At 40.1% G+C, this 14,865-nt stretch carries 12 protein-coding genes; 11 read left to right on the top strand and 1 reads right to left on the bottom strand.

Going from position 1 to position 14,865, the window contains the following annotated elements; all coding sequences use genetic code 11:
* The first annotated feature begins 194 nt into the window (after positions 1–194).
* The 5 genes from PUND_RS11735 to ihfA all read left to right on the top strand — a co-directional run bounded on the left by PUND_RS11735 (position 195) and on the right by ihfA (position 5,725).
* Positions 195–1,250: a DUF2066 domain-containing protein gene (locus PUND_RS11735; RefSeq protein WP_041709573.1), complete on the top strand. Its 1,056-nt coding sequence runs from the start codon at positions 195–197 to the stop codon at positions 1,248–1,250.
* On the top strand, positions 1,250–1,960 hold the full coding sequence (gene hda, locus PUND_RS11730; RefSeq protein WP_010392888.1) for a DnaA inactivator Hda: 711 nt from the start codon (positions 1,250–1,252) through the stop codon (positions 1,958–1,960). The genes PUND_RS11735 and hda overlap by 1 nt, the downstream gene beginning before the upstream one ends.
* An 82-nt stretch (positions 1,961–2,042) precedes the next feature.
* Complete coding sequence (pheS, locus tag PUND_RS11725) at positions 2,043–3,023, top strand: phenylalanine--tRNA ligase subunit alpha (RefSeq protein WP_008468473.1); 981 nt, start codon at positions 2,043–2,045, stop codon at positions 3,021–3,023.
* 15 nt (positions 3,024–3,038) lie between these two features.
* Positions 3,039–5,426: a phenylalanine--tRNA ligase subunit beta gene (gene pheT / locus PUND_RS11720; protein WP_010392886.1), complete on the top strand. Its 2,388-nt coding sequence runs from the start codon at positions 3,039–3,041 to the stop codon at positions 5,424–5,426.
* A 2-nt stretch (positions 5,427–5,428) separates the two neighbouring features.
* Positions 5,429–5,725 carry an integration host factor subunit alpha gene (gene ihfA, locus PUND_RS11715; RefSeq protein ID WP_008114070.1) on the top strand — a complete coding sequence of 99 codons (297 nt, stop codon included), beginning with the start codon at positions 5,429–5,431 and terminating at the stop codon, positions 5,723–5,725.
* 41 nt (positions 5,726–5,766) lie between these two features.
* On the opposite strand, the gene PUND_RS11710 is transcribed toward ihfA, so the two are convergent.
* A complete protein-coding gene (locus PUND_RS11710) occupies positions 5,767–6,564 on the bottom strand; it encodes a DUF2989 domain-containing protein (protein WP_010392883.1) in 798 nt (265 codons plus the stop codon).
* Between the two features lie 173 nt (positions 6,565–6,737).
* Between PUND_RS11710 and PUND_RS11705 the strand changes: the two genes are divergently transcribed.
* The 6 genes from PUND_RS11705 (at position 6,738) to PUND_RS11680 (ending at position 14,782) form a co-directional block, all read left to right on the top strand.
* Positions 6,738–8,180: a glyceraldehyde-3-phosphate dehydrogenase gene (locus PUND_RS11705; protein WP_010392881.1), complete on the top strand. Its 1,443-nt coding sequence runs from the start codon at positions 6,738–6,740 to the stop codon at positions 8,178–8,180.
* A gap of 192 nt (positions 8,181–8,372) precedes the next feature.
* Complete coding sequence (locus PUND_RS11700) at positions 8,373–9,500, top strand: M14 family metallopeptidase (protein ID WP_010392879.1); 1,128 nt, start codon at positions 8,373–8,375, stop codon at positions 9,498–9,500.
* Between the two features lie 372 nt (positions 9,501–9,872).
* Positions 9,873–11,375 (top strand): alanine/glycine:cation symporter family protein, encoded by a 1,503-nt coding sequence (locus PUND_RS11695; protein ID WP_010392877.1) that lies wholly within the window; start codon positions 9,873–9,875, stop codon positions 11,373–11,375.
* Positions 11,376–11,498: 123 nt separating this feature from the next.
* Complete coding sequence (locus tag PUND_RS11690) at positions 11,499–11,825, top strand: hypothetical protein (RefSeq protein ID WP_008114079.1); 327 nt, start codon at positions 11,499–11,501, stop codon at positions 11,823–11,825.
* 1 nt (position 11,826) lies between these two features.
* Entirely contained in the window at positions 11,827–12,108 is a 282-nt protein-coding gene (locus tag PUND_RS11685) for a YeaC family protein (RefSeq protein ID WP_008114080.1), read from the top strand.
* Positions 12,098–14,782, top strand: coding sequence for a DUF349 domain-containing protein (locus PUND_RS11680; RefSeq protein WP_010392871.1), 2,685 nt, complete (start codon positions 12,098–12,100; stop codon positions 14,780–14,782). The genes PUND_RS11685 and PUND_RS11680 overlap by 11 nt, the downstream gene beginning before the upstream one ends.
* Positions 14,783–14,865 lie beyond the last annotated feature (83 nt).

Genomic DNA, 14,865 nt, shown 5'->3' with positions numbered 1-14,865 from the left:
TATCTCGACAATATTCTAGGTGATTGCCGTAATTAAGTAGAGAACCGACTTCAATTAGTCGGTATTTACTTTGAGGTTTTTTATGATCATTAAAGCGAGCTTAATGGCGTTAGTGACTGAGAAAAATATAATTTTGCTTTGTTAGTGGCTTTGATTTAGGATCAAAACAGTTTAAAACCATGAATGATTTGCCTGTGTATAGATTATTAATTAGCGCCTTATCCATTTTCTTTTGTGTTTCTGTATCAGCAGTTGAAGTAACTGATCTATATCAAGATATTTTGGTCGTAGAAGATAAATCTCGTGATACTCGTTTAGACGCTAGCCGCAAAGCGTTACTTAACGTATTAGTAAAAGTGAGTGGTAACAAAAGCGCAGATGAAAATCGAGTCGCTAAGCAACGCACTAAAGATATATCCGATTATATGCTGAAATTTGAATATGATGAGCGTATCCCCGGAGAGCTTAAATTATTAGTTAAGTTTGAAGCACGAAAAATCGATGCACTAATCAAAGAGCTTAATTTGCCATTATGGGGAATGCAACGACCACTGGTTGCAATCTGGTTAGGGATTGAAGATAACAGGCAACGAGAGCTAGTAACTCAAGAAAGTTACCCACAGTTAGAGCAGCTCATTTATGATAAGGCAAGCCGTCGTGGATTACCTGTCGTTGTACCTTTGCTTGATTTACAAGATAGACGCCTTGTTGGTGTCCCTGAGGTTTGGGGGAACTTTTCTGAACCAGTAGAAGAGGCATCTAAACGTTACAGTGCTGAGCGAAGTATTACTGCTAGAATGTATCAAGAGTTTAACTCCGATAATTGGGTATTAGATTGGCGTTTTACTAATGACGAAATGTTTGAATCTAACCGAATTATTGGCTATAGACAGCAAATCGTTGCGCAAATGATTGATGATTTAGCACAAGGTTTAGCTGGCGAATATGCGATCGATCCGAATGCGTATTATGAGCAACGTACTGCCAATTTGACCTTAAAAGGGACAGATAATTTTGTGGATATAGAGTTGGCAAAGCGCCGTCTACTCAACCTAAGTGTTGTCACCCAAGCGGTTATTATACGTAAAACTCCCGATTCTGTTGAATTTAAGCTAGATCATACCGGCACTGTTAACGACCTTAAAAAAGCTCTTGGTCTTGATAATGCCTTTAAAGATTACGTCGACCCCCGTGCTTTTTATCACATAGTTGATAAGCAAAGCCTAGAGTATCAATGGGTTGAAAACTAATGCTAACTCAAGAGCCAATGCAAATGGCACTACCGGTTACTTTACCGGATGATGAAACATTTGCCTCTTATTTTGGGGGAGAAGACTCATTAGAGGTTAACCACCTTAAAGATAGCTTTTCTAAGCTATCTCAAGCTTTTCAGTATACTTATTTGTGTGGCTTAGGAGACTCAGGTAAATCCCATTTGTTATACGCCACCTGTATTCAAGCCCAGGAGCGCGGCTTATCGAATATGCTGCTATCAATGCGAGAGGTTCTTCATTTTGGGCCGATGGTTTTAGATGGCCTTGAGGCGCTAGACGTATTATGTATTGATGATGTTCACCTAGTGGCAGGTAATGATGCATGGGAAAAAGCGTTATTTAACTTTTTTAACCGCTTTAATGAGCCTAATAAAATGCTGGTAGTAACCGCTGATTTACTGCCAAATATGCTTAATATTAGCTTGCCCGATTTAGAATCACGTTTGAAGTGGGGTACCACTTTTCAAATTCGTTCTATGAGTGATGATGATAAAGCACAAGCGCTGGTTAAACGTGCGAATATGCGTGGACTTGAACTTAGCGACGAATGTGCGCGGTTTTTATTAACCCGTTTAAGTCGTGATATGCGCGCTTTATTGGATGTATTAGACAAATTAGATCACGCATCCATGGCTGCACAGCGAAAATTAACTATTCCTTTCATAAAATCAACGCTAAAGCTGTAGTAGGTCTAGAATCTAGACCCCGCTTTCAGTTATCATTAGCTAACTAAATTGTAATCACCTTCTTTGAAAGATCAGGTATCGAATGAACTTAGAAAATATATTAGCGCAAGCACTTGAGGCAGTTGCCAGTGCCAGTGAAATCGCGCAACTAGAAGAGATCAGGGTTAACTACCTTGGTAAAAAAGGCGAGATCACCAGCTTACTTAAAACACTGGGTAAAATTGCTCCTGAAGAACGCAAAGAAGCAGGCCAGGTAATCAATCAAGCTAAGCAAGATGTGCAAAGCGCAATTAATGACAAGCGTGAGCTTTTAGCGAGTAAAGCACTTGAAGAAAAACTAGCTGCTGAAACTATCGATGTAACTTTACCAGGGCGCGTTATGCCTTCTGGTGGCCTTCACCCAGTAACACGAACAATTGAGCGTATTGAAAGCTTTTTTGGTGAACTAGGCTTTGAAGTTAAATCAGGCCCTGAAGTTGAAGATGATTTTCATAACTTTGATGCGCTAAATATTCCTGAGCACCATCCTGCTCGCGCCGACCACGATACCTTTTACTTTAATCCTAAGTTGGTGTTGCGTACTCAAACTAGTGGTGTGCAAATTCGTACCATGGAAACAGAGCAGCCGCCGCTTCGTATAATTTCACCAGGGCGTGTATATCGTAATGACTACGACCAAACACATACACCTATGTTCCATCAGGTGGAAGGTTTAATGGTCGATACGGACGTTAGCTTTACTGAGCTCAAAGGTATTTTACATGACTTCTTACGTAACTTTTTTGAAGAAGATATGGAAATTCGTTTCCGTCCTTCATTCTTCCCATTTACAGAGCCCTCAGCCGAAGTTGATGTAATGGGTAAAGATGGTAAATGGTTAGAGGTATTAGGCTGTGGCATGGTTCACCCTAACGTACTTAAGTCTGTTGGTATCGATCCTGAAAAATACACCGGTTTTGCCTTTGGTATGGGTGTAGAGCGCTTAACTATGTTGCGTTACGGCGTAAACGATTTACGTGCGTTTTTCGAAAACGACTTAAAATTCCTAAACCAGTTCCGTTAAGAGTGAAGAAATAAAATGAAATTTAGTGAAAAGTGGTTAAGAGAGTGGGTAAATCCTGCAATTGATACGCAAGCTCTTTCGGAACAGCTTTCAATGGCTGGTTTAGAAGTAGATGGCGTAGAGCCGGCAGCAGCCAAATTTAATGGTGTTGTTGTAGGTGAGGTGGTTGAATGTGGCCAGCACCCTGATGCAGATAAACTACGTGTAACAAAAATTAATGTTGGTGGTGATGAACTGCTTGATATTGTTTGTGGTGCACCAAATTGCCGCCAAGGTATTAAAGTTGCTGTTGCCACTGTTGGTGCAGTATTACCAGGCGATTTTAAAATTAAAAAGGCCAAACTTCGTGGTCAACCATCACACGGCATGTTGTGTGCGTTTGATGAGCTAGGCATTAGCGAAGAAGGCGATGGCATTATGGAATTGCCGCTTGACGCGCCGATTGGCACAGATTTACGCGAATACTTAGGGTTAGATGACAATATCATAGATGTAGATTTAACCCCTAACCGTGGTGACTGTTTAGGTATTAAAGGCCTAGCTCGTGAAGTTGGCGTACTGAACAGCATTGATGTTAATACATTAAGTATTCCAGCGGTAGCACCGACAATTGAAGATAAAGTATCAATAGAGTTGGTTAACGATGAAGCTTGTCCTCGTTATTTAGGGCGTGTTATCAAAGGCATTAACCTTAATGCTGAAACACCTCTATGGATGGTTGAAAAGCTACGCCGTAGTGGTGTGCGTTCAATCGACCCGGTAGTTGATGTGACTAACTTTGTGTTATTAGAGCTTGGTCACCCAATGCATGCATTTGATTTAAATGCGATTGAGGGTGGAATTAAAGTACGTAGTGCAAACGCAGGTGAAGAATTAGTTTTACTTGATGGTAACACTGCAAAGTTAAATGAATCGACATTAGTGATTGCCGATCATCATAAAGCGCTAGCCATTGCTGGTATTTTTGGTGGTGAGCAATCTGGCGTTACTGACAAAACAGCTGATATCCTGTTAGAAAGCGCATTCTTTAACCCTGTGGCTATTGCTGGTCAAGCACGCAGCTACGGCTTACATACCGATGCATCTCATCGCTATGAGCGTGGCGTAGACTTTGCGCTACAACATGACGCAATGGAGCGCGCTACAGCGTTACTGCTTGAAATTGTTGGTGGTGAAGCGGGCCCTGTTGTTGAAGCTGTTGCTGCTGATAAGTTACCAAAAGTAACTGAAGTACGTTTACGTCGTTCACGTTTAGACCGCGTTATTGGTCATCATATTGAAGATACGAAAGTAACCGATATTCTGACGCGTTTAGGACTTGATGTTAAATTTGACAATGATAGCTGGAGTGCTGATGTACCAAGCTACCGTTTTGATATTCGTATCGAAGAAGATTTAATTGAAGAAGTTGCACGTGTATACGGTTATAACAGCATTCCTAATGTTGCACCAACTGCAAAACTGAAAATGACCACGCATGATGAGTCAACTGTTGCCCTGAGCCGTTTTCGTAATGCCTTAGTAACACGTGGCTATCAAGAAGCCATTACTTACAGTTTTGTTGACCCTAAAGCGCAAGCTATTTTACACCCTGAGTGTAATGCATTGGTATTGCCGCACCCAATTTCAATTGAAATGTCAGCGATGCGTGTAAGTTTAATGCCAGGGTTGCTTTCATCTGTTGCGTATAACCAAAACCGCCAACAACCTCGTATTCGCTTATTTGAACACGGCCTTAAGTTTATCAGTGATGAAAATGCTGAAAATGGTGTATACCAAGTGCCTGTTATTGGTGGCGTTATTACTGGTTTGGTTCATGGTGAGCATTGGGTTGAAGAAAAACGTAACGTTGATTTTTATGACCTAAAAGGGGATGTTGAAGCATTGCTTGCAATTACCAACGATGTTAGCCGCTTTGAAATTAAAGCTGAGCAATCGGATGGTCTTCATCCGGGTCAGTCTGCCGTTATTTATGTTGATGGTAAAAAAGTAGGTTTCTTTGGTGCATTACATCCTCAAGCGCAAAAATCGTTAGATATCAACAATGCTACTTTTGTGTTTGAAATTGAAATGTCGGCATTAGAAAAAAGAAATTTACCTCAAGCTGTAGGGGTGTCTAAATTCCCATCAAATCGCCGCGACATCGCGATTTTAGTACAAGACAGCGTTAAAATTGGTGATATTTTAAACGTCATCGGAAAAGTTGGCGGAAATCAATTGGTTGACCTAAACTTATTCGATGTGTATAAGGGCAAAGGTATTGAGCCAAATTATAAGAGTTTGGCGATTGCTCTAACACTGCAGGCGGTTGATAGAACACTCGAAGAGAAAGATATCAATCAGGTAGTTGATAACGTGGTGGCCGCACTGGCCGAACAGTTTAATGCATCGTTGAGGGACTAGATATGGCGCTTACTAAAGCCGACATAGCTGAACACCTATTTGAAAAGCTCGGGATCAATAAAAAAGATGCCAAAGATTTAGTTGAAGCGTTTTTTGAAGAAATCCGCTCAGCGCTTGAAAAAGGCGAGCAGATTAAGCTCTCTGGATTTGGTAACTTTGATCTTCGAGATAAGAAAGAAAGACCGGGACGTAATCCGAAAACGGGAGAAGATATTCCAATTTCAGCGCGTCGCGTAGTTACTTTTAGGCCGGGGCAAAAGTTAAAGACCCGTGTCGAAGTAGGCACAAGCAAAAAATAAACAAAAAGGCAGCGCAAGCTGCCTTTTTTGTATCTGTTGTATTATTTCCGGGGAGAAATAAATTTTCCTTGGTTTATTTGGTGTAATGTTTGCTCGGCGAGGGCATCTAAACTGTCTAAATTCTTTTCTTGTGCTATTAATTGCTGCTCAATTAATAATATATCGATATTTTTTATCCCAGAAAGCTCTGCTATTTTGGCAAAAATGTACGCGTGCTTATATTGATGGTGCTTATAGAAAAGGCTAATTAAAGAGGTGTATATTTCCGGATCAGGTATTTGCTTAGCTTGATTTAATGCCAATGTGTTGTATAAAAAATCAATTGCTTTTTGCTCATCAACTTTAATGTAATAAGACGCTAAATAAAATTGCATTTCAGCACTCGTTTCCACCTCGGGGGTATTTTCTAGAGCAAGTAGCCGGGTGAGTGCCGTTTCATCATTGTTTCTTGACCAATGGTAATAGAGTAGGCCAGGGTGAGTGGTTGCTTGTGTTTGCTGATAAATACGTGCCATTTCTCTATTACTGGTGAGGTAGGCTCGTCGACGGGCGGTAGTTTTACCTTTTAGTTTTATATGCTGAATATTAGCGGCTAAGCCAATACATTGGTTGTAATGCTCAAACGCTTTGAGTAGTTGATATTTGTTCTCATCGGTTGGTTGTAAGGATTCGAGGTAGCGATAAAAGATTGTATGTTCTCGTTGTGCTTTACAGTGGCCATCTTGGTTAAGATCATTGCACATGGCGGGTGATTGCACACAAATATCTTCAACGGTAAAAGATTCTTCACATCCTGCAAGCAACAATGCAAAAGTGAGGGTTATGTGCTTAAAAGCCATCCGAATCTCTCAATTATCAATGAAAGTATTATTCTAGCCTAAACTTTAGTCTCTAACAGTAGAGAATAAAATGAGATTAAATTAGAATAGGCCTGCCCGAATGAATGTGTTGCTCTCAAAATTCGATACATTCTTAGGCTATCCGTTCAAAATTGTTTAATTAGGTAAAAAAAATGACCTCATCTCACGAGTTAGAATACACAAGTAGCTGGCAAGAACGTCAAGATTACGCTGAAAGCATGCAACCAATTATTGGTAAATTGTACCGTAATCGTGGTATTGAAATCGCTGTTTACGGCCGTCCATTAGTAAACTCAAGCACTATTGATATTATTAAGTCTCATAAATCAGTAGCCCAGTTTGAAGGAACTAAACTTCGCCTACGTGAAAGCTTCCCATTCTTAGAAGCTATCAGCAAAATGGAATTAAATTCTGCCCGTATCGATATTGGTAAATTAGCATACAGCTATTTATACACAGATGCTGCGAATGGCCGTTCAGTAGAAGAGTTCGTTAAAGACGAGCTAGCTGAAATTGTTAATTCTGAGCCTAAAGCGCCACGTGACGTAGTACTTTACGGCTTTGGTCGTATCGGCCGCTTATTAGCACGTTTGTTAATTGAAAAATCAGGCCCATACGCCGACTTAAACCTACGCGCTATTGTTGTGCGTGGTGGTAAAGACGGCGATTTAGAAAAACGTGCAAGCTTATTGCGTCGTGATTCTATCCACGGTCCGTTCAATGGTTCAATTACTATTGATAAAGAACGTAATGCTATTAAAGCTAACGGTAGCTACATTCAAGTTATCTACGCTAATTCGCCAAGCGAAGTTGATTACAGTGCCTACGGTATCGAAAATGCACTTGTTGTTGATAACACAGGTATTTGGAAAGATGAAGCTGGCCTTGGTCAACACTTAGAATCTAAAGGTGCTGCAAAAGTATTATTAACAGCGCCAGCTAAGGGCAACATTAAAAATATCGTTTACGGTGTAAATAACCAAGATATTTTACCTGAAGATAAAATTGTATGTGCTGCAAGCTGTACAACTAATGCAATAACGCCAACATTGAAAGCATTAAACGATCAGTTTGGTATTAAGAATGGTCACGTTGAAACAGTTCACTCATACACTAATGACCAAAACTTAATTGATAACTACCACAAAGCAGAACGTCGTGGTCGTGCTGCGGCACTTAACATGGTTATCACTGAAACAGGTGCAGCTAAAGCGGTATCTAAAGCATTACCAGAGCTTGAAGGTAAACTAACAGGTAACGCAATTCGTGTACCTACACCAAACGTATCGTTAGCTATCTTAAACTTGAATCTTGAAAAGAGCACGACGGTTGAAGAACTTAATGCGTTTTTACGTGAAACAGCACTTCACTCAGACCTACGTGATCAAATCGATTACACAGCATCAACTGAAATCGTGTCTACCGATTTAGTGGGTAGTCGTTACGCAGGTGTTGTTGATTCTCAAGCAACGATTGTTGATGAAAACCGTGTTGTACTTTACGTATGGTACGACAATGAGTTTGGTTATAGCTGTCAGGTAGTTCGCTGTATGCGCGATATGGCAGAAGTCTCATTCCCAAGCTTACCTCGATAAACACTTGAGCAATTAAAAAAAGCCAGCACTTGCTGGCTTTTTTAGGTCTGAAGATTTTTAAAGTGTAGTGGTTATGGTACGCTTTATTAAATTGAGTACGTAGTAATAACCGTTTAAAGTGCATTAATACGTACTTACCTCTTGGCTAAATCCTTTGGTCAAGACACACAGTTAACTAATAGGTTTGTTGTAATGAAAATCAGTAGCAATTTTGACAGTGGTAATATTAAAGTTATTGAAGCCACCGATCCGTTAAATATTCAGTTAGAAATTAATAAAGATCATCAGTCTGAGTTTTATCAGTGGTTTCACTTTCGTCTTGAAACAACGCCTTATCAATTACATCAGTTAAATATTAATAATCTTGATAAGTCTGCATACCCAGATGGTTGGGTAGACTACCAAGCTGTTGCCTCATACGACCGTCAAACATGGTTTCGTGTACCGTCTTCGTATGAAAATGGCACACTAACATTTGAGCTTGAGCCTGAGTGTAGCAGCGTTTACTTTGCCTATTTTGCTCCTTACAGCTACGACCGCCATTTAGACTTATTATCATGGGCACAAAGCCAAGAGCTTTGTCAGTTAGAGACGCTAGGTCAAACCCTTGATGGCCGTGATATGAGCGTGCTTAAAATTGGTCAGCCAAGTGCAGATAAAAAAATCATCTGGGTCACGGCTCGCCAACACCCGGGTGAAACTATGGCAGAGTGGTTTGTAGAAGGCTTATTACACAAGCTGCTTGATGATGAAGACCCACATGCAGCAGCCTTACTATCAAAAGCGGTATTCTATGTAGTGCCAAATATGAATCCAGATGGCAGTGCACGTGGTCACTTACGTACTAATGCTAAAGGGGTTAACTTAAACCGTGAATGGCAAACACCAAGCATGGAAAATAGTCCTGAAGTTTACTTAGTGCTTAATAAAATGCGAGGAGCAGGTTTAGATATGCACCTTGACATTCACGGGGATGAAGCCATTCCATATAACTTTGTTGCCGGTAGTGAAGGCATACCAAGCTATGATGCACGCCTAAAAGGCCTTGAAGACAGCTTTAAAGCCGCGCTTTTAACTATTACTCCAGAGTTTCAAGATACGCATGGCTACGATAAAGACGAACCAGGTCAAGCTAATTTAACAGTAGGCTCATCAGCGACCGCTGAAGAATTTAAAGCACTAACTTACACCGTTGAAATGCCATTTAAAGATAATAATGACTTACCTGATCCAGATTACGGCTGGTCAGATCGTCGTTCATATCAATTTGGTCAAGATACCTTAGCAGCCATTGTTAATGTTGTAGACAACTTAAGATAAAACGCTTGTTTTAAAGGGTATCAATAATTTTGATGCCCTTTTTATTTTAGGCTAAACCGGCCGTATCAAAAAATAAAAATCATTTCCCACCATAACACTAAAACGTTTCAATACACCTTCTCGACAGATTTAATGACCTATAATTTTAATCAATTCCCACTCAGTTAAACGTTGTCTTAGCAGGCTCAATATAAATAAACAATAAGTTGTTTGAAAATTAACTGTTAACAAGGTTGGGTACTTAAGTTAATATCGATTGAGCAATAAGAAAGACGAAAAAGATTAACCCCTTATTTCGTAAAGCTTATGACAGGTATTCTGAGTAGCAGAGTATGGTAATTAATAATAATAAATATAACTGTGAGGATGTTCATGGAAGCTTTTGTAAGCGCCGTTAATGATGTTGTTTGGAGTAATGCACTCATCTATTTATGCCTAGGCGCAGGCTTATTTTACTCCGTACTAACTCGATTTGCTCAAGTTAGACATTTTAAAGAAATGTGTAAGCTACTATTTAGCCCTAATACCTCAGAAAAAGGGATCTCATCTTTTCAAGCTCTTGCTGTTTCATTGTCTGGCCGAGTAGGGGTTGGTAATATTGCCGGTGTTGCAGCCGCAATCGGTTTTGGTGGCCCTGGCGCTATTTTTTGGATGTGGGTTGTTGCTTTTTTAGGTGCAAGCACTGCATACGCTGAGTCAACATTAGGTCAAATTTATAAACTAGAAGAAGACGGGCAATACCGCGGTGGTCCAGCCTATTATTTTGACCGTTGTTTAGGGCAAAAGTGGCTGGCTGTTTTATTTGCTGTGTCGGCAATTATAGCCTGTGGAGTTTTTCTGCCGGGCGTGCAAGCAAATGCTGTGGGCAACGCATTCACTCAAGTATTTGGTGATGGCACTATGGTCTCTACAACTTTTGGTGACGTAGGCAGTTTTAAACTCGTTGCATTGGCCATTATTCTAATCGTTTTAGCGTTTATTATCTTTGGTGGTATAAAGCGCATTGCTAATTTTACCCAAATTGTAGTGCCATTTATGGCGCTTGGTTACATCGTATTGGCCTTAATTATCGTATTTTTAAACATAGACAAAGTACCAGGCATTTTCTCGCTTATTATTGGTGATGCATTTACAGCCCAAGCAGGCTTTGGTGCTGCAATTGCTTGGGGTGTTAAGCGTGGTATCTATTCTAATGAAGCCGGTCAAGGTACAGGTCCTCATGCTGCGGCGGCAGCAGAAGTTGATCACCCTGCACAGCAAGGTTTAGTGCAAGCTTTTTCTGTTTATGTTGATACACTTTTTGTTTGTACAGCAACTGCATTAATGATTTTAATAACGCAGCAATACAACATTGTTGGTGAATTACCTGCGGGTCAATTCATTATACAAAATGTTGATGCGGCAACTGAAGTGGGGTCAGCAGCATTTACCCAAATGGCGTTGTTTAGTGTATTTGGTAGCTTTGGAGAAGCGTTTGTAGGTATCGCTTTATTCTTCTTTGCTTTTACCACTATACTTGCTTATTACTTCATTGCTGAGACTAATATCGCGTACTTAAATCGCTACTTTAAAGGAAGTATTCCGCTTGTAGTGGTAAAACTTATGATTATGTTTATGGTAGCCTACGGCATGGTTAACAGTTCCGGTTATATATGGACTATTGGCGACATAGGCGTTGGCTTAATGGCGTGGATCAACATATTGGGTATATTAGCCATTTTCTTTGTCGCTAAACCGGCCTTATCATGTTTGAGCGATTATGAAGAACAAAAGAAAAAAGGTGGAAAAATCATATTTGATCCCGTTAAGTTAGGGATTAAAAATGCTACCTTCTGGGAAAAGCGCCTTGAAAAGCAATCAAAAGACGCTGAATAAACAGACCCTAATAACCTAATATGAACTATTGGGTTAAATTCAAAAAAGACAAAGAGCAATAAAACAAGTACAATGAAAAGCGCCGAAAGGCGCTTTTTTTATGCGTAGTATGGAGAGAGATGTATGGCGATTATTCGTTGCCCCAAATGTGCAAAATCAATTTCAGATAAACATCCGCAGTGTCCACATTGCCAAAGTAACGTTGCTGAATTAAATGCCGAGCAAGTTCAACAACTTCAACGTGAGCAGCGAATTAAAAAGCAGCAAATGTTTATGAACCACTCCTTTTTAGCGCTGATCTTATTTTTAGGTGGCTTCTTTTGTTTGTACTTCCTACAACCTCAAGAAAAAACACTTCAGTGGTATGCGTATACCTCAGCTATAGGCATTGGCTGTATTTGGTACCTTATTAACCGTATTATTTTAGTGACTCTGAAAAAGAAAAAATGACATGAATATTGACAACTTAGTACAGAATATTACTCCAGAATTATTTGAGCGCCTACAATATGGCGCATCAACAGGAAAGTGGCCAGATGGCACACCTTTATCAGATGAACAAAAACAACAAACAGTCCAACTTGTGATGTTGTATCAAGCAAAAGTAGCACAATCAAACGAGCAGTTTACCATTGGTGCAGATGGAGAAATGATCCAAAAAACCAAAGCGCAACTACAAAAAGAATTTAAATCAGATAACGAAATAGCTAGGTTCAGTGAAAATGATCTTTAAACACCTTTTTACACCAAAATGGAAACACCCGAAGCAACAAGTTCGTTTAGATGCGATTGAAAAACTTGATGTAGCACGCGACGTAACAATTTTAAGCACCTTAGCGCTTGAAGACTCATCGGCTGAAATTCGTCGTAAAGCACTGCAAAAAGTAAACGATTTACCGCTTTGGTGGAAAGCTTACAAGCAAGATCAGGCATTAAAAGATGTGGCTGAGCAACAAATTTCGTCTGCTGTATTAAACAGTGAAAGTAGCTTATCGGCACAGATTAAAAATGAGTATATTGAACGCTTTGCACCGATTAAAACCCTTGAAAAACTAGCATTTGCAGAAAAAGAACTGCAAGTGAGAGTTAAGCTCTTAAAACGCCTAGCAAACCCTAAACTGATTGAAAAAGCCTTTAAAGAAGCCAATGAAGAGCTGCAAAAGCAGTTAGTTGATTTAGTGATTACTCAGCAGTTAACTAAAGCACTGTTAAAGCATGCTCAAGGTGAAGCTAAAGTAGCGCTTGAAAGTCATCTTGAAAACGAGCGTTTAGCACTTGAAATGCCATCGCAAGTTGAAAACGCAACCCGTGTTATTTTAGCCAAGCTTAATGCATTGCGTGATAAACACGACTACGCCATTGTTGACCCACAAGCCGCAGAGCTCATGGCACAATGGCAAGCTCTAGAATTAAAATGGCTAAGTGAAGAACATGTAAAAACCCTTGATGCTAAGTATATTTCAATTACCGATAAGCTTGATGCCCACATTGCCATACTAAAAGCGCAGCACGAAGTAGAGCAGCAACGTTTAGCTCAGCAACAGCGCCAAGTGTTAGCGTTAGCTACGTTAGAAGCATTAAATGAAGAAATTGAGAATGCATTACAGTTAGGGTTAGAAACGCCAGAGCAAATTCAGCAAGACTGGCTTAATGCAAAAGTAGCGCAAGCGAAAGACACGCTAGATAAAACGGAACTGGTGGCTGATCAGCAATCAAAACAAGTGATTAATAAGCTTGAGCAATTATTCTCACAAGTTGCTAAGTTGCCTGAGCTAACTGCGGCGATTAAAGAATATAAAATTGCCTACAATGCGCTTAGTGAAATAAAACCTGCAGAGCAACTTAGCGATTACGATCAACAGTTAACAGCATTCAATAATACCTTTAAAACTGCACGCAGCCACTTAAATTTACTTAGCGCTGATTTACAAGCGTCATTCAAAACTCAGCTTAATGCGCATAAGAAGCAGTTCTTAGCTTCAATGAGCGAACTCACTAAGCCGCTAGAAAAAACTCAAAGCCAAGCTAAGCGAAAAGCGCGTGATGTTAAACGTTTAATTGAAGAAGGGCGTTTTAATGTTGCATTTGGTGTATTTAAAGGCTTCGAAGAGCTATTTAATGCCCTAACTGAGAAATACCAACAGCCGCTGGTTAACTTAAAAGCTGATCTAGAAGCGCAGCTAGCTGATGCTAAAGATTGGCAAAAGTATGCAGCGGCCCCTAAACGCACTGCACTTTTAGAAGAAGTAACACTGCTAGTTGATGAGCCTTGTAACGATCCGCAACAGCGTGCTGACCAAGTTAAAGTATTGCGTAAGCGTTGGAATGAACTAGGTCGCCTTGATACAGAGCAAGAAAAGCAGCAAGGAAATGAGTTTGATGAAAAAATTGAGCTATTGTTCGCACCTTGTCGTAGTTATTTCGCAGAGCAAGAAATCCAGCGTGAAGCGGCTAAAGTAGAGCGTGAGCAACTAATAGCGCAAATGCATGCACTGCATTTACAAGCGACAGAGGATGCTGATTTAGATTGGAAACAATTTGAAAGCCACTACAACCGATTACAAAAAGCATGGCGTAGTGTAGGTAAAGTTGATCCTAAAACATACCGAATTTTAAACGAGCGTTATAAGGCAGAACAGCAGCTAGTTGTATCTTCACTTAATGCGTTTCATAAAGGCAATGCCGCACTTAAAAATGAGCTCGTTGAGCAAGCGCAACAGCTATCTCAAAGTGAAAACCTAGCAGAGGCGTGTCAGCAGTTAAAGCAGTTACAGCAACAATGGCAGAGTATAGGGTTTGCTGGCTTAAAAGCTGAGAATGCACTATGGCAAAAATTCCGTGAGTTTAATGATGCAACATTCACTAAACGCAGCGAAGAGTTTGAGCAGCAAAAACGCGAGCAAGGTGAATCAGATAAGCTAGCAACAGCCGAACTAAATGAGCTCGAAGCGGTTTTAAATAGTGTTGAAGGTAAAGCCCAATTACTGGATCTGCAAACCAAAGTTAAAGGGTATATGCCATTTAAATCGTTAACGCCTAAAGTATCCGCTTTATTGTCAGCTATAGATGAAAAGCTAACCGGATTAGCTGCCAAAAACGAACAAGCTAACTTAAACGCATTATTTGTTGCGCTTGAGAATAATGAACCAGTGCCAAGTCAGTATACTGGTGTGGTAAAAACGTCATTAAGTATCGAGCAGTTGCTAACGCGTATGGAAATACTAGCCAACGTTAGTTCGCATGACTCAGTGCAAAGAATGGTTGAGCAAGTGGCAATGCTAGATGACAAGCACCGTGGAGACCACGCTGATTTAAACTATTATTTAAAGCAATTAATTGCACTCAGCGAAGGTTCAGTCACAACTGACACACTAGCAAGGTTAAAAGTTATTTTTGCTGTAAATTAACTTTTATCAACTAAAATAAAAAAACCGCTATTAAAGCGGTTTCTTATTATGGCTACTTACTGCCAATATGATTAATGAATAGG

The organism is Pseudoalteromonas undina (genome assembly GCF_000238275.3).
GTDB classification, from domain to species: Bacteria; Pseudomonadota; Gammaproteobacteria; order Enterobacterales; family Alteromonadaceae; genus Pseudoalteromonas; species Pseudoalteromonas undina.
Note: the sequence above shows the minus strand (reverse complement) of the source record. Positions and strands in the feature narration are given on the sequence as shown.

What these genes read in the sequence shown, in the direction of transcription:
- pheS (WP_008468473.1), top strand. Translation starts at nt 2,043, where the DNA reads ATGAACTTAGAAAATATATTAGCGCAAGCACTTGAGGCAGTTGCCAGT.
- PUND_RS11680 (WP_010392871.1), top strand. Translation starts at nt 12,098, where the DNA reads ATGATCTTTAAACACCTTTTTACACCAAAATGGAAACACCCGAAGCAA.
- PUND_RS11690 (WP_008114079.1), top strand. Translation starts at nt 11,499, where the DNA reads ATGGCGATTATTCGTTGCCCCAAATGTGCAAAATCAATTTCAGATAAA.
- PUND_RS11705 (WP_010392881.1), top strand. Translation starts at nt 6,738, where the DNA reads ATGACCTCATCTCACGAGTTAGAATACACAAGTAGCTGGCAAGAACGT.
- PUND_RS11685 (WP_008114080.1), top strand. Translation starts at nt 11,827, where the DNA reads ATGAATATTGACAACTTAGTACAGAATATTACTCCAGAATTATTTGAG.
- PUND_RS11700 (WP_010392879.1), top strand. Translation starts at nt 8,373, where the DNA reads ATGAAAATCAGTAGCAATTTTGACAGTGGTAATATTAAAGTTATTGAA.
- ihfA (WP_008114070.1), top strand. Translation starts at nt 5,429, where the DNA reads ATGGCGCTTACTAAAGCCGACATAGCTGAACACCTATTTGAAAAGCTC.
- PUND_RS11695 (WP_010392877.1), top strand. Translation starts at nt 9,873, where the DNA reads ATGGAAGCTTTTGTAAGCGCCGTTAATGATGTTGTTTGGAGTAATGCA.
- hda (WP_010392888.1), top strand. Translation starts at nt 1,250, where the DNA reads ATGCTAACTCAAGAGCCAATGCAAATGGCACTACCGGTTACTTTACCG.
- PUND_RS11710 (WP_010392883.1), bottom strand. Translation starts at nt 6,564, where the DNA reads ATGGCTTTTAAGCACATAACCCTCACTTTTGCATTGTTGCTTGCAGGA.
- pheT (WP_010392886.1), top strand. Translation starts at nt 3,039, where the DNA reads ATGAAATTTAGTGAAAAGTGGTTAAGAGAGTGGGTAAATCCTGCAATT.